The sequence below is a fragment of the Roseicella aerolata genome (assembly GCF_020523605.1).
Classification (GTDB): Bacteria; Pseudomonadota; Alphaproteobacteria; order Acetobacterales; family Acetobacteraceae; genus Paracraurococcus; species Paracraurococcus aerolatus.
On record NZ_JAJAQI010000002.1, the window covers coordinates 129,818 to 151,269 of the forward strand.

The window sequence follows — 21,452 nt, forward strand, 5'->3', positions numbered from 1 at the left end:
CCGCGGACCGCAGGTCGGGACGTCATGCGGCCAGTATCAGGCCGCAGACCGCGCCTCGGACGGCGCCGCGGCCGCGAAGCCGGGCAGGACCTGCACATGCACGCCAGGCTGCCGGGCGGCGAGCTCGGCCAGATGGTCGTGGTGGGTGAAGAGGATCGGCTGTGTCACCCGCCCAAGCCCTGCCAGCAGCGCGATGGCAGCGGCGGCGCGGGCATCGTCGAATTGCACCAGCAGGTCGTCGGCGATGAAGGGCAGCGGCTCGGCATGCGCCGCGTAGCTCTCGACCGAGGCGATGCGCAGCGCCAGATAGAGCTGGTCCCGCGTGCCCTCGCTCAGGGCCTCCACGGCGCAATCGGTGCCGTCCGCGCGCACCGCCTTCAGCAGGACGCGGCCCTTCTCGTCCTCCTCCGCCGCAAGCCTGGCGTAGCGGCCGCCGGTCAGCAGGGCGAAATGCGCCCCGGCATCGCGCAGCAGCGGCGTCTGGCGCTCCGCACGGAAGCGCTCGATGCCGGCGCGGAGCAGGCTGCGGGCGGTGTGCAGCCGGGCATAGCGCTCGGCCGCCGCGCGCGCCTCGGCCAGCGCCTGCTCGGCCGCCTGGGCATGGGCGGCGGCATCGCGGCCCTTCTCCATGGCGCGCAGGGCCTGCTCGGCCGCATTGCGCTCGCCGCCCAGAAGGCCCAGCCGCTCGGCCAGCGCGGCGCGCCGGGCCTCGATCTCGGCGAGGCGGGCGGTCGCGGCATCCACCTCAACCGCCGCGGCCTCCTGCCGCAGCGCGGCCTCCGGCAGCCCGTCCGACTGCTCGGCCAGCAGCCGCTCCAGCGCCGTGGCCTCCTCGGCCAGCCGGTCGCGCCGGGCGGCAAGGGCGATCGCCTCATCCAGCGCCGCCTCATCCGCGGCGCCGGCCGCCTCACGTAGGGCGGCGATCTGGGCCTCGGCGGCGAGGCGGCGCTGCTCCGCCGCGGCGACGGCCTCGCGGTGCTGCCCGAGGCGGCGGGCGAGCGCCTCGGCCGCGTCGCCGGCCTTGCGCGCCTCGGCCAGGCGGCGGGCGAGGCCGAGGGCGAGCACCGCCGGCGGCTCGCCACCCGCCGCCCCCGGCAGCCGGGCGAGCAGCTCCGCCACCGCCGCCGCGAAACCCTCCACCGCCTGCTGCAGCCCGGCGATGCGGCGCTCGTCCTCCCGCCAGGCCTCGGCCGCCTCGGCGACCCGGCCCCAGGCGAGCAGCGCGGCTTCCACCGCATCGGCCGGCGCACCGGGCGCCAGGCCGAGCGCCGCCGCGGCGGCATCCCAGCCGGCATCGGCCTCGGCTAGGGCATGGGCGGCGGCCTCGGCCTGGTTGCGCAGCACCGGCAGCCGCGCCTCCTCCGTCGCCAGCCGGTCCAGCAGCATGCGGTGCCCGGCGAAGGCCTCCTCGGCCGCCTTGCAGGCGAGTTCGGCGGCGCCGAGCAGCGGGGCCAGCGCCGGGCCGGCCGGGCCGCCCGGCAGCAGCGCCGCCAGCGGCTCCCGCGCCGCCGCGCGCCGCGCGGCCAGCTCGTCGCAGGCCTCGCGCGCCTGGCGTTCCTCGGCGGCCAGCCGCAGCACCTCGGCCCGCGCCGCGCGCCATTCCTTCATGATTTCGGGCGCGCGCGGCTCGAGCCCGGCCGGGGCCCAAAGGGCGCGCCAGGCGGCCAGTGCCGTGGCAGCGATGGCCTCGGCAGCGGTGAGCGCCGCCTCGGCCTCCGCATGGCGCCGGCGGGCGCGCTCCAACCGGTCGGTCCGCAGAATCCAGTCGGCGACGCGCTGCGCCTCCTCCGCCCGGCGGTCGGCCAGGCGGTCGGCGGCGTCGCGCAGCGCCTCGAAGCCCTCGGGCAGCGGGGCCGCGGGCAGGCCCGCGCGCTCCTCCGGCGCGGGCGCGGCGCCGCCCTCCAGCATGCGGCGCAGCAGGCGCCAGGCGCGGTCGCGCTCCCGCCGCGCCACCTCGATCGCGGCGCGGGTCGGCACCGTCTCGCCGGCGGCGAGATCGGCCAGCTCCTCCTGCAGCCGGGCGATCTCGGCAGCGACCAGGGCGAGGTCGTCCCGCGCCTTGCCGGCGGCCTGCTCCGCCTCGGCCAGGCGCCGCGCCGCCGCCTCCGCCTCGGCGGCCAGCGGCACCCGGCAGGCGGCGAGTGCCGCGGCATCGCCGGACCAGAGCGGCAGGGCGGCGAGCGCGGCCGTCGCCTCCGCCGCCGCCGTGGCGAGGCGGCGCTCGGCCGCCTCCAGTTCCCGGTCAAGGCGCCCCTCCCGCTGCGCCGCCTGGATCGCCTGGCGCAGCGGCGCCGGCGAGGGCGGCTCGGGCGCGGCGCGCAGCGCCTGGGCCGCCGCCTCGCGGGCGCGCTGCGCGGCGGCCAGCGCCTGCGCCGCCGCCTCCCGCTGGGCGACCAGCCGGGCGCGGTCGGTGAGCAGCCGCTGCGCCCGCCGGCGGAGCGACTCGGGCGGCAGCCGCTCGCGCAGCGCCTCGGCCGGGCCGTCCAGGCCCAGCGCGCGTGCCGCCTCGGCCGCCATGGCGTGGTGCCGGTCGAGGCGGGCGCGCAGCTCCGGCAGATCCCGCTCCGCCTGCAGCACCACGGCGCGGCGCTCGGCCAGCGTGTCGATGCGGTCCTGGAGGGCCAGCACCGCCGTGTCGCGCGGCAGCGCCGCCAGCTCCTCCGAGAGGCGGCGCACCGCCTCCGCCTCCCGCGCCGCATCCTGGGCGGCGGCGCGGCGGGCCTCCAGGGCGCGGTCCAGCAGGGCGCGAGCCTCTGCCGGCAAGCGCGGCGCATCGGCCAGCAGGGCGAACTGCTCCCGCGCCCGGTCGAGTTCCGCGAGGCGCGGCTTCACCCGGCGGATGCGCTGCAGCCGGCTGGCTTCCTGCGCCAGCGCCGCCATCTCCCGCTGCGCCTCGGCGAGGTCCGACCGGATGGCGGCGAGGCGGTCCTCCGCCGCCTGCCACTCGGCCGGGCGCACCGCGGCCTCCGCGGCGGCGTCGCGGGCCTGCTTGAAGGCGTCCATGGCGATGCTGAACTGCCGGCGCCCGCGGCCGTCGCCGACCAGCGCCTTGGCCTCCTCGTCCAGCTTCGCCAGCGCCCTGTGCAGATGCATCACGCCGAGGCCGGCGAGCAGGCTCTCGCCGCTCTCGCCGCCGCTCTTCAGCAGGTCGCGCCCGCCCTCGCGCAGCCGCTCGCCATCGAGGCCGAAGGAGCGCTCGAACACGTCCCGGTCGGCGCCGCCGAGGAAGCGCCGCAGCGCCTCCTCCGGCACCGGCCGGTCCTCCTCGTTCAGCAGGGTGCCCTGGCGGCCCTTGCGGCGCTGGAAGCTGGCCGCGGTGCCCGCGCGGTCGGCCAGGGTGAAGCCGATGCGGAGGTCCTTGGCCGCGTGCAGGAAGTCCCGCCCGGTCTGATGCGGGAAGCCGAAGAGGGCGTCGCCGATCGCCTCCAGCGCCGTGGACTTGCCGGCCTCGTTCGGGCCGAGGACCACATGCAGCGCGGCCTCGCGCGGGAATTCCAGCGAGACGTCCGTCAGGTGCCCGTAGCGCAGGAGGTCGAGGCGCAGCAGCCTCATGGCGCCTCGGCCTCCGCCAGGGCGCGGGCGACCTCGGTCCAGGCATCCTCGGCCAGGCTCCGCAGCGCCGCCTCGTCCGCCGGCAGGTCCAGCACCTCCTGCGCCTGGGAGGGGAGCTTGCGCCGCAGCGCGTCGAATTCCTGCAGCAGCCGCGCGACCCGCGCGGGCTCCTCGAGCGCCGCAGAGAAGGCCTCGCGCAGGGGCCGCAGCGCGCCGTCCTCGCCGCCCCGGGCGGGCCGGGTGCGGAGCTTGACCGATTCCACCCAGAGCGTGCCGCCGGCGGCGAGCGCGGCATTGCGGCATTCGGCGGCGAGCTGGTCGGCATCGCCCAGCAGCACGCCATGCAGCGGCGTCGCGCCGCGGAGCGTGACGCGGGCCAGCACCGGCCGGTCCTCGGCCCCGGACACCGCAGCCTGCGCCGCCGCCGAGAGCCTGTCCTGCACCGTCAGGATGTCGCCGGCCTCGGCATCCACCTCCAGCGCCGCCCAGCGGAGGACATCGACGGCACGGTGCTCCACCGCCACCACCTCCCGGTCCTGGACATGGACGATGCTGCAGCCCTTGGCGCCCGTCTCCTTCGGGTGCCGCCCCTGCAGGTTGCCGGGGAAGACCACCCAGGGCCGCTCGCAGAGCACCCGCCGGGCATGGATGTGGCCGAGCGCCCAGTAGCCATAGCCCTTGAGCTGCAGGGCGCCGACCTGGCAGGGGGCATAGGTCTCGTGCTCGCCTGCATCCTCGGCCGAGGTATGGAGCACGCCGATATTCAGGGCACCGTGGACCGGGTCCTTGTAGCAGGCGGAGAGATCCTCCGGCACCGCCCGGTTCGGGAAGGAATGGCCGTGCAGCGCGATGCCGAGCTCCGGCAGCTCGATCGTCTCGCAGGTGCGGGAGGAGAATTCGCGGACATTCCCTGCCGGCTTCAGGGAGCGGGTGATGACCGACCTGGCATCATGGTTGCCGCGCAGCAGGAAGCAGGGCCGGCCGAGCCGCTTCATCTGCTCGTTGAAGAACAGCCCGGTCGAGAAGTCCTTCCAGTCGCCGTCATAGAGGTCGCCGGCGATGACGACGAAGGCCACGTCCTCGGCGATCGCCAGGTCCACCATCGCGGCGAAGGCCCGGCGGGTGACGTCCCGGACCAGCTCCGGCGGCAGGTCCGCCCGGACGGACAGCCCCGCCAGGGGGCTGTCGAGGTGGATGTCGGCGGCATGGAGGAATTTCATGCGGCGGGCGACATCCTTCCCGAGTCTCAGTAGGTTGCGAAGATCCGCTCTATCTCCCCCGGGTCCTTCGTCACGGTCAAGGCCAAAGCCAGCAGGATGCGGGCCTTCTGCGGGTTCAGGTTGTCCGCCGGGATGAAGCCCATCTCGGCCAGCTTGGTGGTCGGGAAGACCCGGCCGCTGCCGGCGCGGGTGGATTGCAGGACGATGACGCCCCTCTCCCGCGCCTCGGCCAGCGCCACGGCATCGCCCGGCGTGACGAAGCCCGGGGCGAAGCCGGCGGCGACGATGCCCTGGGCGCCGGCCGCCAGGAAGGCCCGCACCGCCGTACCGTCGGCATCGGCATGGCTGTAGGCGATGTCCACCCGCGGCAGGGCGTCCAGGCCGCGAATGTCGAACTCGGTATCCGGCGCCAGCTTCCGCAAGGGGCGGCGATACCAGGCGATCCGGTCGCCATCCGCATGGCCCAGCACGCCGAAATCCGGGCTGCGGAAGGTCTGCATCCGGCCGGTGGAGGTCTTGGTCACCTCCCGCGCCGCCTGGATCTCGTCGTTCAGCAGCACCAGCGCGCCGAGGCCGCGCGCCTCCTCGCTCGCCGCGACCCGCACCGCGTTCACCAGGTTCAGCCCGGCATCGGTCGAGAGCGAGGAGGCCGGGCGCTGCGAGCCGACCACCACCACGGGCACCGGCACCTTCAGCGTGAGGGAGAGGAAATACGCCGTCTCCTCCAGCGAGGCGGTGCCATGGCCGATGACGATGCCGGCGAGGCCCGGCGTCTCCGCCACCACCCGGTCGCAGAGCAGAACCAGCTCCTTCCAGGCCGTCCAGCCGATCTGCGGCGAGGGCACGTTGCGGTAGGGCACCGCGAAGACCTCGGCGACCTCCTGCACCTCCGGGAAGCGGTCCAGGATGCCACCGGCCTGCAGCATCACGCCGTTGGCGCCGTAATTCACATAGTCCAGCGGGCCCCTGCCGATCGAGGAGATCGTCCCGCCGGTCCCGATGAAGGCGACTTTCTTCACGCTGCGTCCTTCTCTTCCGTGGCGAAGCCGGCGATGCACTCATCCACCGTCAGCACGTCGCCGAATTGCAGGTAGAAGGCGATGAGGCTCGCGGCGTGCTCGGCATCCGTCACCGCGGCGCAGCCGTCGCTCACCATCACCGTCCTGAAGTTCAGCATCATCGCGTCGCGCGCGCTGCTCTCGCAGCAGACATTCGTCACCGTGCCGGTGATCAGCACCGTGTCGAGGCCGCGGGCGCGCAGCCGCTCCGGCAGGTCCGAGCCGCCCTGGATGAAGGCGCTGTAGCGGTACTTCCGCACCACCTCGTCGCCGATCCGGACATCGAGGCCGGGCCAGAGCTGGTTGCCGACCGTCCCCTCGCTCATCGCCGCGGCGCGGCGGGCGCGGGCCTCGGGCGTCACCATCTCCTGCATGATGGACCATTCGGTCTCGCAGCGGGCGTCGAAGGTGTTCTGGATCCAGAAGACCGCGCCGCCGGCCTTGCGCAGCGCATCCGCCAGCCGGTTGACGTGGGGGACGATGCGCTCCGCCATCGGGCACCAGGCATGCGCCACGTCCTCGCGCATGAAGCCGTTCTGCAGGTCCACCACCACCAGCGCGGTGCGCCTGGGATCGAGCCGCGCGAAGGGGTGCGGCGTGCCGCAGCGCGCGGCGACGCGGGCCTGGATGCTCTCGGGGAGCGTGAAGGGGTGCATGCGGGGCCCTTTCGGCAGGGATGCGGGCCGGCGCGGCGATCCTCGGCCCGGCTCTGGCGGCCGGTGGCGCAAGCTAGGGCCAGCCCGGCCCCGCCGGCAAGCCGGGACGTTCCGGGCCGCCGCGGCATCCGCCACGGTTCACCGGCGTTGGCCCGGGGACAGCAAGGGGATGCAGCATGCCGCGCAACGCCAGCGAGATCGTCCTGGACACGCTGCACGCCTGGGGCGTGGACACCATCTTCGGCCTGGCCGGGGACGGGATCAATGGCGTGGTGGAGGCGCTCAGGACCCGCCAGGACCGCATCCGCTTCGTCCCGGTCCGGCACGAGGAAAGCGCCGCCCTGATGGCCGCCGCCTACGCCAAATGGACCGGGCGGATCGGCTGCTGCTTCGCCACCACCGGCCCGGGCGGGCTGCACCTGCTGAACGGGCTCTATGACGCGAAGCTCGACCTGGCGCCGGTGGTGGCGCTGACCGGCCTGCCCTATCACGACATCGCCGAGACCTTCACCCAGCAGGACGTGCCGTTGGACCGCGTCTTCGCCGATGTCGCGGTCTACAACGCCCGGATCATGGGCGCGCGGCATGCCGAGACGGTGACGAGCCTCGCCTGCCGCTCGGCGCTCGCCCGCCGCGGCGTCGCGCATCTCGGGCTCACGGTCGATGTGCAGGAGGAGACGGAGGAGGAGGACACGCCCTCGCCCCGCGGCAAGGCGCAGGAGACGGCGCAGCGCTGGCAGGACGGGCTGTTGCTGCCGGATCCCGATTCGGTGCGCCGGGCCGCCGAGATCCTGAACGGCGCGCAGCGCGTCGCCATCCTCGCCGGCCGCGGCGCGCTGGGCGCGTGGGCGGAGCTGGAGCAGACGGCGCAGCTTCTGGGCGCGCCGGTGGCCAAGGCGCTGCTCGGCAAGGCGGTGCTGCCGGACGACCACCCCTACACCACCGGCGGCATCGGCTATTACGGCACCTTCGGCACGCATGCGGCCATGGCGCAATGCGATGCGCTGCTGATCGTGGGGTCCACCTTCCCCTATGTGGAATACTACCCGAAGCCCGGCCAGGCGCGGGTGGTGCAGATCGACCGCGACACGCAGCGCATCGGCCTGCGCCAGCCCGTGGAGGCGGGGCTGGCCGGCGATGCGCGCGCGGCGCTGGAGGCGCTGAACGCGCAGCTCCGGAAGAAGCCGGACCGCGCCTTCCTGGAGATGGCGCAGGCCGAGACGCGCCGCTGGTACGAGACGCTCCGCGCCGCCGAGACCAGCGAGCGGATGCCGATGAACCCCTCGGTGCCGGTCGCGGCGCTCGGCGCCCGCCTGCCGCCCGATGCCGTGGTGGTGGCCGATAGCGGCCACCATACCGGGCTGGTCGCGCGCCATATCCGCCTGCAGCCGGGGCATGATTTCGGCGTCTCCGGCCTGCTCGCCACCATGGCCTGCGCCATCCCCTATGCGGTCGCGGCCGGCTGCGCCTTCCCCGGGCGGCCGATCTTCGGCGTGATCGGCGATGGCGGGCTGGCCATGCAGCTTGGCGAGTTCGCCACCGCCGTCGCCATGCGCCTGCCGCTGAAGCTGCTGGTGCTGCGCAACGGCTCGCTCGGCCAGATCAAGTGGGAGCAGCTGCTCTTCCTCGGCAATCCGGAATTCGGCTGCGAGGTGCCGACGATCGACTTCGCCCGGGCGGCCGAGGCCATGGGCGGGCGCGGCTTCACCATCGAGGAACCGGGCCAGGCCGGCCCGGTGCTGGACCAGGCGCTGGCGACGGAGGGGCCGGCTATCATCCAGGCCATCGTCGATCCGAATGAGCCGCTGCTGCCGGCCGTCGTCTCCGAGAGCTATGCGGCGCATCTGCGCCAGGCGCTGGAGGCGGGCACCCGGGATGCGGCGGCGATCCGGGAGGCGCTGCAACGCGAGCCCGCCCGCAGCATGATGGGCGACCAGAAGGCCTGAAACCGGCCTGCCGCCGGTTGACCCCCGCGGCGGCGCGTGGCCTTCTGCGCCGCAACACCATTCGGGAGCATGCCAGACTCGCGCGGCGGGGCCATCGGCCCCGATGCTTACGCGCGCCTTTTGGGGGGAAGGAGAGGCATGCCGGACGAGATGGAGCTGGATTTCCAGTCGGCGCTGCGCGTCGCCGGGATCGCGATCCCGGAGGACCGCTATGCCATCATGCTGGAGGCCTACCGGTCCTACCGCGCCATGGCCGCCGTGCTGGACGAGCCGACCCCTTATGAGGACGAGCCGGCCGCCGCCCTGCACCCGGCGCGGAGCCCGTCCCGGTGAGCGCGCCCATCCCCAGCCTCGCCGAGGCTTCGGCCGCCATCGCCGCCGGCACCCTCTCCCCCGTCGCGCTGACCGAGCAGGCGCTCGCCCGCATCGCCGCGCTCGAGCCGCGGCTGAACGCCTTCATCACCCTGACCGCGGACCGGGCGCGCGCCGCCGCCGCCGCGGCCGAGGCGGAGATCCGGGAAGGCCGCCGGCGCGGGCCGCTGCACGGCATCCCCTATGCGCTGAAGGACATCTACGACGTCGCGGGCATCCGCACGACGGCGCATTCCCGCCTGCTGCTGGACAATGTGGCGCAGGCGGATTCGGACGCGACCGAGCGGCTGGAGGCGGCCGGCATGGTGCTGCTGGGCAAGCTGGCGACGCATGAATTCGCCCGCGGCGGCGTGAACGACGACCTGCCCTTCCCGCGCGCGAAGAATCCCTGGAACCCCGCCTGCTTCGCCGGCGGGTCGAGTTCCGGCTCGGGCGCGGCGGTGGCGTCCGGCATGGTCGCGCTCGCCATGGGGTCGGACACCGGCGGCTCCATCCGCATCCCCGCCGCCTTCTGCGGCGTGGTGGGCCTGAAGCCGACCTATGGTCGGCTCAGCCGGCGCGGGGTGGTGCCGCTCTCCTTTGGGTTGGACCATACCGGGCCGTTGACGCGCACGGTGGAGGATTGCGCGCTGGCCATGCAGGCCCTGGCCGGATTCGACCCGCGCGACCCCGGCTCCGCCGACCAGCCGGTGGAGGACTACACGGCCAGGCTGCGGGAGGGCGTGCGGGACCTGCGCATCGGCCATGCCCGCGGCTACGCCGTGGAGGCCGCGGTGGGCGCCGAGCAGATGGCGGCCATGGACGCGGCAGCCGAGGTGCTGGCGAGGCTGGGCGCCGAGGTGGTGGAGGTCCCGCTCCCCGCCCTCCGCCGCTTCGAGGCCGCCTGCTGGACCATCCTGCATGCCGAGAGCTTCGCCGTGCACCAGCAGGACCTGCGGACCCGGCCGGACCTCTATGGCCGAACCCTGCGGGAGAGGCTGACCCTCGGCGCCTTCGTCACCGGCCCGCACTATGTCCAGGCGCAGCGCCTGCGGCGGCGGCTGACGCAGGAGGTGGACGCGCTCTTCGCCGGGCTGGACGCCATCCTCTGCGCCCCGGCGCACGGGCCGGCGCCGCTCGCGGCGGAGGCGGACGACAATCCCTGGCGGCGCCAGCAGCCGATCACGGCGGCCTTCAACGTCACCGGCCACCCCGCGCTCTGCCTCCCCGCCGGCTTCGCGGCGAACGGCATGCCCCTCTCGCTGCAGGTCGTCGGCCGCAGCTTCGAGGAAGCCATGGTGCTGCGCATCGGCCATGCCTTCGAGCAGGCGACGGAGTGGCACACCCTCCGCCCGCCCGAGGCGCAGGCATGAGCGAGGCGCGCCGCGTTCCGCCGGCCGCCGGGACCGGGGCGCCGCGCCCTGGCGCCGCCGCAGCGCCCAGGCGCCGGAGCGCGCCGGCCGGCATCCCGGTGGCAGAGCAGGAAGCCACCACCCCGCTCGCCCGCCGCGGCGGGCGCCCCCCCGGCCGGGCGACCATCCGAACGGCTTTGCGCCACCGCGCCATACGTGGAAAGGATGGCCGGCCGGTTGCGGCGCGACCGCCCCTTCACCAAGGAACCGGCGAGCCTTTTCCAGTTCGGAGTCCCCTAGTCCATGCCCGCCTTCGTTCCGCCCGGCGTCATCGGCCACAACCGCAGCCTGTTCGCCCGCAACTACGCGATCCTGCCGCCGGACGGCATGTTCCCGAGCCTCCTGCCCGGCCTCAGGGAGGCCCAGGTCTTCTATCAGGCGACGCCGCGGATGGGCGCCCGCTTCGCTCAGGGACGGCTGGAGGTGCTGCCGGGCGGCGGCACCAGCGGGACGCGGGAGGACGGGCTGGAGCATTTCCTCTACATCCTGTCGGGCACCCTGACCGTGACGGCCGGCGGCACGGAGAGCCTGGCGCCCGGCGGCTTCGCCTATATCCCGGCCGGCACCGGCTTCGGCTTCGTCAACAACGGGTCCGAGACGGTCAGCGCCGTCTGGATCAAGCGGCGCTACGTCCCCGCCCCGGGCTTCGGCCGGCCGGGCCTGCGCTTCGGCAGCCGCGACGCGACGCCGCGCACCACCGTGGATGACAGCGGGCGCTGGCGGCAATACCTGCTCGGCACCGCCGACATGACCATGGATTTTGAGATGAACGTGATGGGCTTCGCGCCCGGCACGCATTTCCACTGTGTCGAGACCCATATCTTCGAGCATGGCCTGGTCATGCTGGAAGGCCAGGGGCTGCAATTGCTGGACCGTGACTGGCACGAGCTCTGGGCCGGCGACTTCGTCTGGATGGGCAGTTTCGTGCCGCAGCAGTTCTACTGCACGGGCTGGGAGGGCGCGGCCTATCTCCTCTACAAGGATGTCAACCGGGACGTGGAGCTCTGACATGCAGGCACCATCCGCCGCCGAGATGAGGATCTTTGCCAGCCGCAGCGATGCCGAGGGCTGGCGCCAGTTGGCGATCCACGCGGCGCTGCTGCTCGGCGCCGGCGCGCTGGTGGCGCTCGCCCCGGGCTGGTGGGTGGTGCCGGCCATGCTGCTGCTGGGCATCGTGCAGGTGGCGCTCTTCGCGCCCTTCCACGAGACCAGCCACTACACCGCCTTCGCCAGCCGGCGGGCGAATGCCGTGGTCGGCTGGCTCGCCGGCCTGCCGGCGCTCTACAACTGGCATTTCTACCAACTCTACCACACGGCGCATCACCGCTTCACCCAGGACCCGGAACGCGACCCGGAGCTGGCGACACCGCCGCCCACCACCCTGGACGGCTATGCGTTCCGCGTACTCTCCATCCCCTACTGGCGCTTCCGCCTGACGGTGCTGCGGGACGGGCTGCGCGGCGACCTCTCCACCTATCCCTATATCGGGGAGGCTCAGGCGCCCCGCGTCATCCGGAGCATCCGGGCGGAGGTCGCGGTGCTGGCCGGCGGCGCGCTGCTCGCGGCCACGCTCTTCGGCTGGCAGGCGCCCTTCCTGTTCTGGATCCTGCCGCAGCTCATGGCGCAGCCCCTGATGCGGCTCTACCTGCTGGCGGAGCACACCGGCTGCTCCACCGACCGCAACGGGCTGACCAATACCCGCACCGTGCTGACCTCGCCGGTGCTGCGGCTGCTGATGTGGAACATGCCCTACCACGCGGAGCACCACCTCTATCCCTTTATCCCCTTCCACCGCCTGGCCGATGCGCATGGGCTGCTGAAGGAGAAGCTCGCGCATCTGCAGCCGGGCTATGCCCGCTTCCATGCCGACTATGTGCGGAGCCTGCGCGCATGAGCTGGCCGCAGCAGGAGGGCGTCTTCGCCCTCGGCGACCTGCCGCTGCACAAGGGTGGCGTGCTGCCGGATGCAAGGCTGGTCTGGAAGGCGCATGGCACGCTCTCCCCCGCGCGGGACAATGTGGTGCTCTACCCTACCAGCTACGGGGCGCAGCATCCCGACCTGGAGTGGCTGATCGGGCCGGAAGGGATCCTGGACCCCACCCGCTGGTTCATCGTCATCCCCAACATGTTCACCAACGGCCTGTCCTCCTCGCCCTCCAACACCGCGCCCTGGCCGGCGCTGGTGACGGCCTGGGACAATGTCGCGGCGCAGCGGCGGCTGCTGCAGGAGGTCTTCAGGATCGGGCACCTGCACTGCGTCTATGGCTGGTCCATGGGCGCGCAGCAGGCCTATCACTGGGCAGCCGCCCATCCCGCGGAGGTCGCGCGCATCGTCGTCAATTGCGGCAGCGCGCGCACCGCGGTGCACAACCGCGTCTTCCTCGCCGGGCTGATGGCGGTGCTGGAGGCGGCGCCCGACTATGATGGCAGGGCACTGTTCTCCGCCCAGCCCGGGCGCGCGCTGCGCGCCTTCGGCCGCATCTATGCCGGCTGGGCGCTGTCCCAGGATTTCTACCGTGCGGGGCTGCACCTCTCGGCCCTCGGCGCGCCGGACCTCGAGTCCTTCCTGGTGCGGGACTGGGAGCAGCGCTTCGCCCGCCGTGCCGCGGCCGACCTGCTGGCGCAGCTCCGCACCTGGGATGCCGGCGACATCAGCGACCATCCGCGCTACGGCGGCGACCTGGCCAGGGCGCTGGGCGCGATCGAGGCGCGCGTGCTGCTGATGCCGGGCGAGACGGATCTCTATTTCCGCGTGGCGGATAATGCGGCCGAACTGCCGCACCTGAAGCACGGCACACTGTTGCCGATCCCCAGCATCTGGGGCCATCGCGCCGGCAACCCGCAGCCGAACCCGGCGGATGCGGCCTTCATCAAGGCCGCGGTGCGGGAGTTCCTCGCCGGCTGATCAGTGCACCAGCCGTTCCAGCGGCACATCCAGCCGGAGCGTCAGACCCTCGGGCGCCCAGTCATGCAGGATGCTGCCGCCGAGCTGGGTGATGGCGCCACGCTCCGCCAATACCGTCCCGAAGCCGCGGCGCGTCGGCGGCCCTTCCACCGGCGGCCCGCCCCGCTCCTGCCAGGTCAGCACGAAATTGGTGTCATGCCGCTCACCGGCGATGGTCACGCAGCCTTCGGAGGAGGTCAGCGCGCCATATTTCGCCGCATTGGTCGCCAGCTCGTGCAGGATCAGCGCCAGGGAGGTCGCGGCCTTGACGCCGATCGGGGCATCATCGCCGAGCAGGCGCACGCGCTCCGCCCCCGCCTCATAGGGCGCCAGCAGCTTGCCGATCAGCCCATGCAGCGTCGTCTCGATCTCGACCGGCCGCGATTCCGGGCTGTGCGGGCGGACATATTCATGCGCCGCCGCCAGGGCGTTGAGCCGGCGCCGCAGCACGCCGGCGAAGTTCCGCACTTCCGCCGTCGCCCCCATGGCCGAGACGGACACCATGCCGCCCACCACGGTGAAGATGTTCTTGATGCGGTGCGAGAGTTCCCGCGCCAGCAGCTCCTTCCCCTCTTCCGCCAGCTTACGCTCGGTCACGTCCACGACCACACCGGGAAAGCGGGTCGGCTGGCCGGCGGCGTCATGCTCGCAGCGGCCGCGGGCGGCAACCCAGCGGATGCCGCCGTCGCGCAGCACCACGCGATACTCCGCCTCGAAGACGCCCTCCTGCTCACCGGCCAGCGCGCTGGCGATCGCCGCCTCGGTCGCCGGCAGGTCCTCCGGATGGATCGAGGGCAGCATGGTCTCGATCGGCAGGCCCTCCGCAACCGCCTCGGGCGTGACGGAGAAGAGGCGCGCATAGCCCGGATCGGCGGTGATGCGGTTGGCCGGCACGTCCCAGACCCAGGTTCCCACCATCTGGGCAGCACTCAGGGCCAGGCGCAGCCGCTCCTCGCTGATCCGCAGCCTTTCCTCGGTCTGCTTCTGCTCCTCGATATCGGTGCAGGTGCCGAACCAGCGGATGATACGCCCCTGCTGGTCCCGCACCGGCAGGGCACGGCCCAGCGTCCAGCGATAAACGCCATCGGCACGCCGCAGCCGGTACTCAATCTCATAGGGCTCGCCGGTCGCCAGCGAGTGCCGCCAGCGGGCCCAGGCGCGCTCCTGGTCCTCCGGGTGGAACACGCCGTTCCAGCCTTCCCCGTCGGTCGAGCCGGCCGGCACGCCGGTGAACTCGTACCAGCGGCGGTTGTAGTAATCGTGGAAGCCGTCCGGCTGCGTTGCCCAGACCATCTGCGGCATGGTGTCGGCCAGGATGCGGAACTGCCGCTCGCTCTCGGCGAGCCGCGCCGCGTCCTCGTCCCGCGCCTTCAGCGCACGGCGCAGCTCGAGCTGCGACATCACCTGGCGCGCCAGCACCTGCAGCGCGAAGCCCTGCTGCGCCGTCAGCCCTTCCGGCCGCGGCACATGGTCCAGCACGCAGAGCGTGCCGAGCGGCAGGCCCTCCTCCGTCTCCAGCAGGGCGCCGGCGTAGAAGCGCAGATTCGGTGAGCCGGTGACCAGTGGGTTGCCGACGAAGCGCGGGTCACGGGTGGTGTCCGGCACGACGAAAAGGCCACGGCGCAGGATGGCGTGGACGCAGATCGAAACGTCCAGCGGCGTCTGCCGCACGCCAAGCCCGATCTCCGCCTTGAAGAATTGCCGGTTCCCGGCCACCAGGTTCACCACGGCGATCGGTGCGTCGCAGATCTGCGCGGCCAGCCGCACCACCTCGTCGAAGGCGCGCTCCGGCGGCGTATCCAGGATGGCGTAGTCCTCCAGCGCGGCAAGCCGCGCCTGCTCATCCCAGTTCGCCGGTCTGTCGCGCGTCTGCCCTGGCTCGAAGCCGGCAGGCATCATGGTATCGTCTTTCCTTCCGGCCGTCTGGCCAACTCCCGGGCCGGCTCTGCCTGGGCCGGGATCATCCCGGGCTCCAGCCACCGCATCCACTCTCACCCCCGCCCCGCCAGCCTGGCCAGGAACGTTCGCTCGATATCCTGCGGGTCATAGGGTTTGGGCAGGAAGGGCACCTCGCGCAGCGGCGGCGGCACATCCTCCTGCCGCGCGCCGGAGACGAAGGCGAAAGGCGTGCCGCGTTCGGCGAGCAACCGCGCCACCTCGAAGGTCTTGCCGTCCAGCACGTCGATGTCGAGAAAAGCGGCATCAAAGGCCGCCGAGCCCAGGGCCCGGCGCGCCTCCGTCACGGAGTTCGCTACTGCCACTTCGGCATCCGCCGCACCACTCACAATCGCCTCAAGATCGAGGGCGACCATGGGGTCGTCCTCGACAATCAGTACACGCCGTCGCCGCATCGCTCGCCTTGTTGCAGATCCAATCGGGTTCCCAGGGAAACGCCGCAAGCGCGAGCGCGTTCGCCGGAATTCGGCCAAAGCCGCCGAACGTGACCAAGCTGTCAGTCTGGTCCTGGAACCATCCTGCCCTTTGCGCCATCCGCAGCGGGCCGGACCGCCTGCATGGCAGGCAGCCTGTCCAGGATGCCGTGGCGGCCGACGACCCGCGGACGGTGCTGGCCCGGAATGGCGCCGGCCCATGGCGGCAGCGCAGCCTCGCCCATCGCAGAATGCCGTAGCCCGGGGCGATTCTTGACGCCAGCGTCACCTTCAGTGTCTGCTTCGCGCAACCAAGGAGAGGCACCGTCCACGTGAGCCAGGACCAGCCGCGCATCGTCATTGCCGGGGCCGGCCATGCCGGCGGCTCGGCCGCGGCCTTCCTGCGCCAATATGGTTGGAAGGGCGGCATCACCCTGGTCGGCGAGGAGCCGGATGCGCCCTATCAGCGCCCGCCCCTCTCGAAAGCCTGGCTGAAGGGCGAGGCAACGGCCGAGAGCCTGGCCTTGCGCCCGGCCCGCTTCTACGCCCAGCACCGTATCGAATTGCGGCTTGGCACGCGCGTGACGGCGCTCGACCGCGCGGCCCGGCAGGTCACCCTCTCGGATGGCGCGGTGCTGGACTACGACAGGCTTATCCTCGCGCTCGGTGCGCGCCCGCGCACCCTGCCGCTGCCGGGAAGCGGGTTGCGCGGCGTGCTGGCCCTGCGCGGCACGGCGGATGCGGATGCGCTGCAGGCGGCGCTCGGACCCGGCCGGCGGCTGGCGGTCATCGGCGGCGGCTATATCGGGCTGGAGGTCGCGGCCTCTGCCCGCGCGCTCGGCGCCGAGGTGGTGGTGATCGAGCGCGAGGCGCGGGTACTGGCCCGCGTCGCAGGTACCGTGCTGTCCGCCTTCCTCGAAGGGCAGCACCGGAAGCACGGCGTCGCAATCCTGACCGGCGCCCAGGTCGCAGCGATCGAGGGCGAGGCGGGCGCGGCCTGCGCCGTGCGGTTGCAGGACGGAACGCGACTTCCCTGCGACACGGTGCTGATCGGCATCGGAGCGGCACCGAACATCGAACTGGCGCAGGAGGCGGGGCTGGATTGCGCCCATGGAATCCTGGTCGATCTGGCGGCGCGGAGCAGCGACCCGGCGATCTCCGCCATCGGCGACTGCACGCAGCGGCCGCTGCCGCTCTATGGCCGCAGCGGCCGCCTGGAGAGCGTGCCGAACGCCATTGAGCAGGCGAAGCAGGCCGCCGCCGATATCTGCGGCCGCCCGCCGCCCCCGCCCGAGGTGCCGTGGTTCTGGTCCGACCAGTTCGACCTGCGCCTGCAGATGGCGGGCCTGGCCTTCGATGCCCATGAGACCGTGCTGCGTGGCGACCCGGACGGGCCCGGCTTCGCGGTGTTCCACCTGGATGCGGAGGACCGCGTGCTGGCGGTGGAGGCGGTGAACGCCCCGGCCGATTTCATGGCCGGACGGATGCTGGTGGCGAAGCAGGCCCGCGTGCCGCGCGCCCTGCTGCGCGACCCGGCGCAGCCGCTCAAGGATCTCGCCGCCTGATCATCTCCAACAGAACCAGGGAAGCGTCCATGCCGCACGTCACCTATATCGAGCATAACGGGACCGAGCACCGGATCGAGTTGGAGGAGGGCCTCTCCGTCATGCGCGGCGCCGTGGACAATGGCGTGCCTGGCATCGATGCCGATTGCGGCGGCGAATGCGCCTGCGCCACCTGCCATGTCTATGTCGAGGAACCCTGGCTGGCGAAGACCGGCACGCCTGATGAGCAGGAGGCCAGCATGCTGAGCTTCGCCGCGACCGCGCAGCCGAACTCCCGCCTCTCCTGCCAGATCACCATGAGCGCGGCGCTGGACGGCCTCGTCGTCCGGCTGCCCGAGGCGCAGCACTAGAGCTGAGGACGGCCGGACGGATCCACTCAAGCGGCGTGATCTGCTCGTCCGAACGACAAGCCAGACGATCCGACCCATCCCCGGAGGAGACAAGGCCATGAACGCCCCCGTGAGCCACAATCCGGACTCCGACGCCTGGACCACGCCGCTCGATCAGCTCGACCCCAGCCATCCCGCGCGCTTCCAGAACCACACCATGTGGCCCTATTTCGCGCGGCTGCGGCGCGACGCGCCGGTGCATTACAGCACCACCAGCCCGCTCTTCGGCCCCTATTGGTCGGTCACCAGGTACAAGGATATCATGACGGTCGAGGTGAACCACAAGGTGTTCTCCTCCGACAGCGGCTATGGCGGCATCACCATTCGCGACCGGCCGAAGGACCTCCGGCTGCCCATGTTCATCGCCATGGACCCGCCGCGGCATGACGAGCAGCGCAAGGTGGTCCAGCCCATCGTCGCGCCGGGCAATCTGGCGAAGCTGGAAGGCATCATCCGAGCGCGGGTCTGTCGCATCCTGGACGGGCTTCCGCGCGGCGAAACCTTCAATTGGGTGGAGCATGTCTCCATCGAACTGACCGTGCAGATGCTGGCGACGCTGTTCGATTTTCCCTTCGAGGACCGGCGCAAGCTGAGCTTCTGGTCGGACTGCGCGACCGCGGTGCCGGAAGCCGGCGGCTTCATCGACTCGGAGGAGAAGCGGGAGGCGGTCTTCGCCGAATGCCTCGCCTATTTCACCAATCTCTGGAACGAGCGGGTGAATGCCGAGCCGCGGCCCGACCTGGTCTCCATGCTGGCGCATGGCGAGGCGACGCGGAACATGACCCCGCGGGAATTCCTCGGCAACCTCATCCTCCTGATCGTCGGCGGCAACGACACCACGCGCAATTCCATCAGCGGCGGGTTGCTCTTCCTGCACCAGAATCCCGGCGAACATGCCAAGCTGCGGGCGAACCCCGGCCTGATCGAGAGCATGGTGCCGGAGATCATCCGCTACCAGACGCCGCTTGCGCATATGCGGCGCACGGCGGTTGCGGATTTCGAGCTGGGCGGGCAGCGGATCCGCGCCGGCGACAAGGTGGTCATGTGGTACATCTCCGGCAATCGCGATGAGGAGGCGATCGAGGAGCCGGAGCGCTTCATCATCGACCGCAAGCGGCCGCGCCAGCACCTTTCCTTCGGCTTCGGGGTGCATCGCTGCGTCGGCAACCGCCTTGCGGAGATGCAGCTGAAGATCCTGTGGGAGGAGATCCTGCGACGCTTCCCAGCGATTGAGGTGGTGGGCGAACCGAAGCGGGTGTTCTCGTCCTTCGTGCACGGGATCACGGAATTGCCGGTGCGGATACCCGCCTAGTTGTCCGGGCTGCGCGCGGGTTAGCGGAAACGGGCAGTGCTGGCGAGGATGTTGTCCACCATCTGACCCATGTTTTGCTTCACTCCAGCAGGCAAGCGCTGCCGGCAGGCAAAAGGGAGGAAACCGGATGACCATTCCGAAGGTGCTGCTCCTGCTGGGCCTCGCCGCCCTGACGCCCGGCCCGGCCGCCGCGCAGCAATCGGCGGCCCAGAGGGCGGACGCATCGATGACCTTCTTCGTCACCAGCGCCAATCCCGGCCGCGGCGGCGATCTCGGCGGCCTGGCCGGCGCCGATGCGCATTGTGGGGCCCTTGCCGCCGCCGTCGGCGCCGGCAACCGCAGCTGGCGGGCCTATCTCAGCACCCAGGGCGCGAATGCAGTGAACGCCCGCGACCGCATCGGCGCCGGCCCCTGGCGCAATGCCCGCGGCGAGGTCATCGCCCGCGACCTCGCCGAACTGCATGGCGAGGCGGCCAACCTGACGAAGCAGACGGCGCTGACCGAGCGCGGCGAGGTGGTGAGCGGCCGCGGCGACACGCCGAACAACCATGACATCCTCACCGGCTCCCAGGTGGACGGCACCGCCTTCGCCGGCGCCGAGGACCGCACCTGCCGCAACTGGACCAGCGGCGGGGAGGGCTCGGCCATGGTCGGGCACAGCGACCGGATCGGGCTGCGCGACGACGCCCCCTCGAAGTCCTGGAACACCTCCCACCCCACGCGCGGCTGCGGGATGGAGGCGCTGCGGAGCACAGGCGGGGCGGGGCTGTTCTACTGCTTCGCCACGAACTGAGAAAAGAATGCGGGGGAAGGTATTCCCCCGCGCCCCCATCCGCTTCTGTAAGTTTGCCTTCGGCCAGACCGGGGCTACATCCCCGGCATGAGCCAGGCACCCCTCGCGGTCACCATGGGCGAACCCGCCGGCGTCGGCGGCGAGATCGCCGTGCAGGCGTGGCACGCGCTGCGCACCACCGGCCCGGTCTTCCTCCTGATCGACGACGCGGACCGGCTGCGGGGCGCACCCGTCCGGCGGATCGAGGCGCCGGAAGAGGCCCCCGCCGTCTTCGCCCAGGCCCTGCCGGTGCTGCACCGGCCCCTCCCCCGCCCGGCCATCCCCGGCCGGATCGACCCGGCCAACGCCTCGGCCGTCATCGCCGCCATCGACGAGGCCGTGGCGCTGGCCAGGGCGGGCCGGGCGGCCGGCATCGTCACCAACCCCATCCAGAAATCCGCGCTGTATGCCGCGGGCTTCAGCCATCCCGGCCATACGGAATACCTGGCCGAGATCGCCGGCACCGGCACCCCGCCGGTCATGCTCCTCGCCTGCCCGGAGCTGCGCGTGGTGCCGGTCACGATTCATGAGCCGCTGAAGCAGGCCATCGCCCGGTTGACGCCGGATCTGATCATCGAGACCGCAAGGCTGACGGCGGCCGGCCTCAGGCAGGATTTCGGCATCGCCGCGCCGCGCATCGCGATCGCCGGCCTCAACCCGCATGCCGGGGAGGATGGGACGCTCGGCACCGAGGACCGAGACATCGTCGCCCCCGCCATCGCCGAATTGCGGCGCATGGGGATCGACGCCCGCGGTCCCATCCCGCCCGACACCATGTTCACGGCCAAGGCGAGGCCAGGCTACGACGTCGCGCTCGGCCTCTATCACGACCAGGCGCTGATCCCGATCAAGACGCTGGACATGGCGGGCGGGGTGAATGTGACGCTCGGCCTCTCCATCGTCCGGACCAGCCCGGACCACGGCACCGCCCTCGACATCGCCGGCAAGGGGCTGGCCGATCCCGGCAGCCTGATCGCCGCCATCCGCCTCGCCGCCGAGATCGCGGCCAACCGCAGCAGGACGAAGCCCGCATGACCCCGATGCGTCTTTCCGTGAACATCGACCATGTGGCCACCCTGCGGAACGCACGCGGCGGCAGCTTCCCCTGCCCGGTCGAGGCGGCGAAGATGGCCATGGCGGCCGGCGCCGACGGCATCACCATGCATCTGCGGGAGGACCGCCGGCATGTCCGCGACCGGGATCTGGAACGCGTGGCGACGGAGGTCGAGACCCGGCTGAATTTCGAGATGGCGGCGACCGAGGAGATGGTCGGCATCGCCCTCCGCCTCCGCCCGCCCGCCTGCTGCCTGGTGCCGGAAAAGCGGCAGGAGCTGACGACGGAGGGTGGGCTCGATGTATTGAGCGCCGGCCCCTATCTGGCCGAGGCGGTGCAGCGCCTTTCCGGCGCCGGCATCGAGGTCTCGATCTTCATCGAGGCCGATCCGCGCCAGATCGAGGCGGCTGCCCGCATCGGTGCGGAGGCGATTGAGTTGCATACCGGCACCTATGCCGATGCCGCGCCCGCCGACCGCCCGCCGGTCCTCGAGCGGCTGAAGGCGGGTGCGGCCGCCGCCGCCGCGCTCGGCCTGCACTGCCATGCCGGCCATGGGCTGAGCTACGAGACAATCGGGCCGATCGCTGCCATGCCGGAGGTGTCCGAGGTCAGCATCGGCCACTTCCTGATCAGCCAGAGCGTCTTCGAGGGCCTGCCGGTCGTCATCCGGCGATTCCAGGCGCTGATCGCGGCGGAACGGGGCTACAGCGGATTGCGTTCAAGACTGAACGTCAGTCCGCTGTAGACCGCTGTTTTTAGAGCAGATTCACGCTGCGGGGCGTTCACGCCCCTC

General features: G+C 72.2%; 18 protein-coding genes. 12 read left to right on the forward strand and 6 right to left on the reverse strand.

The window, feature by feature from the left end:
• Positions 1-36 precede the first annotated feature (36 nt).
• The 4 genes from LHA35_RS01915 to LHA35_RS01930 are packed head-to-tail and all read right to left on the reverse strand — an operon-like array spanning position 37 to position 6,486.
• The gene (locus LHA35_RS01915; RefSeq protein WP_226603778.1) at positions 37-3,552 is read right to left on the reverse strand and encodes an ATP-binding protein; all 3,516 of its coding nucleotides are present in this window, start codon (positions 3,550-3,552) and stop codon (positions 37-39) included.
• The gene (locus LHA35_RS01920) at positions 3,549-4,772 is read right to left on the reverse strand and encodes a metallophosphoesterase family protein (RefSeq protein ID WP_226603779.1); all 1,224 of its coding nucleotides are present in this window, start codon (positions 4,770-4,772) and stop codon (positions 3,549-3,551) included. The genes LHA35_RS01915 and LHA35_RS01920 overlap by 4 nt, the downstream gene beginning before the upstream one ends.
• Positions 4,773-4,798: 26 nt before the next feature.
• Positions 4,799-5,791, reverse strand: coding sequence for an asparaginase (locus LHA35_RS28925; RefSeq protein WP_226603780.1), 993 nt, complete (start codon positions 5,789-5,791; stop codon positions 4,799-4,801).
• The gene (locus LHA35_RS01930; RefSeq protein ID WP_226603781.1) at positions 5,788-6,486 is read right to left on the reverse strand and encodes an isochorismatase family protein; all 699 of its coding nucleotides are present in this window, start codon (positions 6,484-6,486) and stop codon (positions 5,788-5,790) included. The genes LHA35_RS28925 and LHA35_RS01930 overlap by 4 nt, the downstream gene beginning before the upstream one ends.
• A 176-nt stretch (positions 6,487-6,662) precedes the next feature.
• On the opposite strand from LHA35_RS01930, the gene LHA35_RS01935 reads away from it, so the two are divergent.
• The 6 genes from LHA35_RS01935 (at position 6,663) to LHA35_RS01960 (ending at position 13,099) form a co-directional block, all read left to right on the forward strand.
• Positions 6,663-8,432, forward strand: a complete 1,770-nt coding sequence (locus tag LHA35_RS01935) for a thiamine pyrophosphate-dependent enzyme (RefSeq protein WP_226603783.1) — start codon at positions 6,663-6,665, stop codon at positions 8,430-8,432.
• A gap of 138 nt (positions 8,433-8,570) precedes the next feature.
• Positions 8,571-8,765: a hypothetical protein gene (locus tag LHA35_RS01940; protein WP_226603786.1), complete on the forward strand. Its 195-nt coding sequence runs from the start codon at positions 8,571-8,573 to the stop codon at positions 8,763-8,765.
• Complete coding sequence (locus LHA35_RS01945) at positions 8,762-10,156, forward strand: amidase (RefSeq protein WP_226603787.1); 1,395 nt, start codon at positions 8,762-8,764, stop codon at positions 10,154-10,156. The genes LHA35_RS01940 and LHA35_RS01945 overlap by 4 nt, the downstream gene beginning before the upstream one ends.
• A gap of 282 nt (positions 10,157-10,438) precedes the next feature.
• Complete coding sequence (gene allE, locus LHA35_RS01950) at positions 10,439-11,203, forward strand: (S)-ureidoglycine aminohydrolase (RefSeq protein ID WP_226603788.1); 765 nt, start codon at positions 10,439-10,441, stop codon at positions 11,201-11,203.
• A gap of 1 nt (position 11,204) precedes the next feature.
• Complete coding sequence (locus LHA35_RS01955) at positions 11,205-12,089, forward strand: fatty acid desaturase (protein ID WP_226603789.1); 885 nt, start codon at positions 11,205-11,207, stop codon at positions 12,087-12,089.
• Entirely contained in the window at positions 12,086-13,099 is a 1,014-nt protein-coding gene (locus LHA35_RS01960; protein WP_226603790.1) for an alpha/beta fold hydrolase, read from the forward strand. The genes LHA35_RS01955 and LHA35_RS01960 overlap by 4 nt, the downstream gene beginning before the upstream one ends.
• On the opposite strand, the gene LHA35_RS01965 is transcribed toward LHA35_RS01960, so the two are convergent.
• Positions 13,100-15,037: a PAS domain-containing protein gene (locus LHA35_RS01965; RefSeq protein ID WP_226603791.1), complete on the reverse strand. Its 1,938-nt coding sequence runs from the start codon at positions 15,035-15,037 to the stop codon at positions 13,100-13,102.
• A gap of 92 nt (positions 15,038-15,129) precedes the next feature.
• Positions 15,130-15,450, reverse strand: a complete 321-nt coding sequence (locus LHA35_RS01970; protein ID WP_226603794.1) for a response regulator — start codon at positions 15,448-15,450, stop codon at positions 15,130-15,132.
• A 389-nt stretch (positions 15,451-15,839) separates the two neighbouring features.
• On the opposite strand from LHA35_RS01970, the gene LHA35_RS01975 reads away from it, so the two are divergent.
• The 6 genes from LHA35_RS01975 (at position 15,840) to LHA35_RS02000 (ending at position 21,404) form a co-directional block, all read left to right on the forward strand.
• A complete protein-coding gene (locus tag LHA35_RS01975; RefSeq protein WP_226603797.1) occupies positions 15,840-17,072 on the forward strand; it encodes an NAD(P)/FAD-dependent oxidoreductase in 1,233 nt (410 codons plus the stop codon).
• 29 nt (positions 17,073-17,101) lie between these two features.
• Positions 17,102-17,422, forward strand: coding sequence for a 2Fe-2S iron-sulfur cluster-binding protein (locus tag LHA35_RS01980; RefSeq protein ID WP_226603800.1), 321 nt, complete (start codon positions 17,102-17,104; stop codon positions 17,420-17,422).
• 97 nt (positions 17,423-17,519) lie between these two features.
• On the forward strand, positions 17,520-18,773 hold the full coding sequence (locus LHA35_RS01985) for a cytochrome P450 (protein WP_226603803.1): 1,254 nt from the start codon (positions 17,520-17,522) through the stop codon (positions 18,771-18,773).
• Positions 18,774-18,900: 127 nt separating this feature from the next.
• Positions 18,901-19,566, forward strand: a complete 666-nt coding sequence (locus LHA35_RS01990) for a hypothetical protein (protein ID WP_226603807.1) — start codon at positions 18,901-18,903, stop codon at positions 19,564-19,566.
• 87 nt (positions 19,567-19,653) lie between these two features.
• Positions 19,654-20,640: a 4-hydroxythreonine-4-phosphate dehydrogenase PdxA gene (gene pdxA / locus LHA35_RS01995; RefSeq protein ID WP_226603810.1), complete on the forward strand. Its 987-nt coding sequence runs from the start codon at positions 19,654-19,656 to the stop codon at positions 20,638-20,640.
• The gene (locus LHA35_RS02000) at positions 20,637-21,404 is read left to right on the forward strand and encodes a pyridoxine 5'-phosphate synthase (protein WP_226603813.1); all 768 of its coding nucleotides are present in this window, start codon (positions 20,637-20,639) and stop codon (positions 21,402-21,404) included. The genes pdxA and LHA35_RS02000 overlap by 4 nt, the downstream gene beginning before the upstream one ends.
• Positions 21,405-21,452 lie beyond the last annotated feature (48 nt).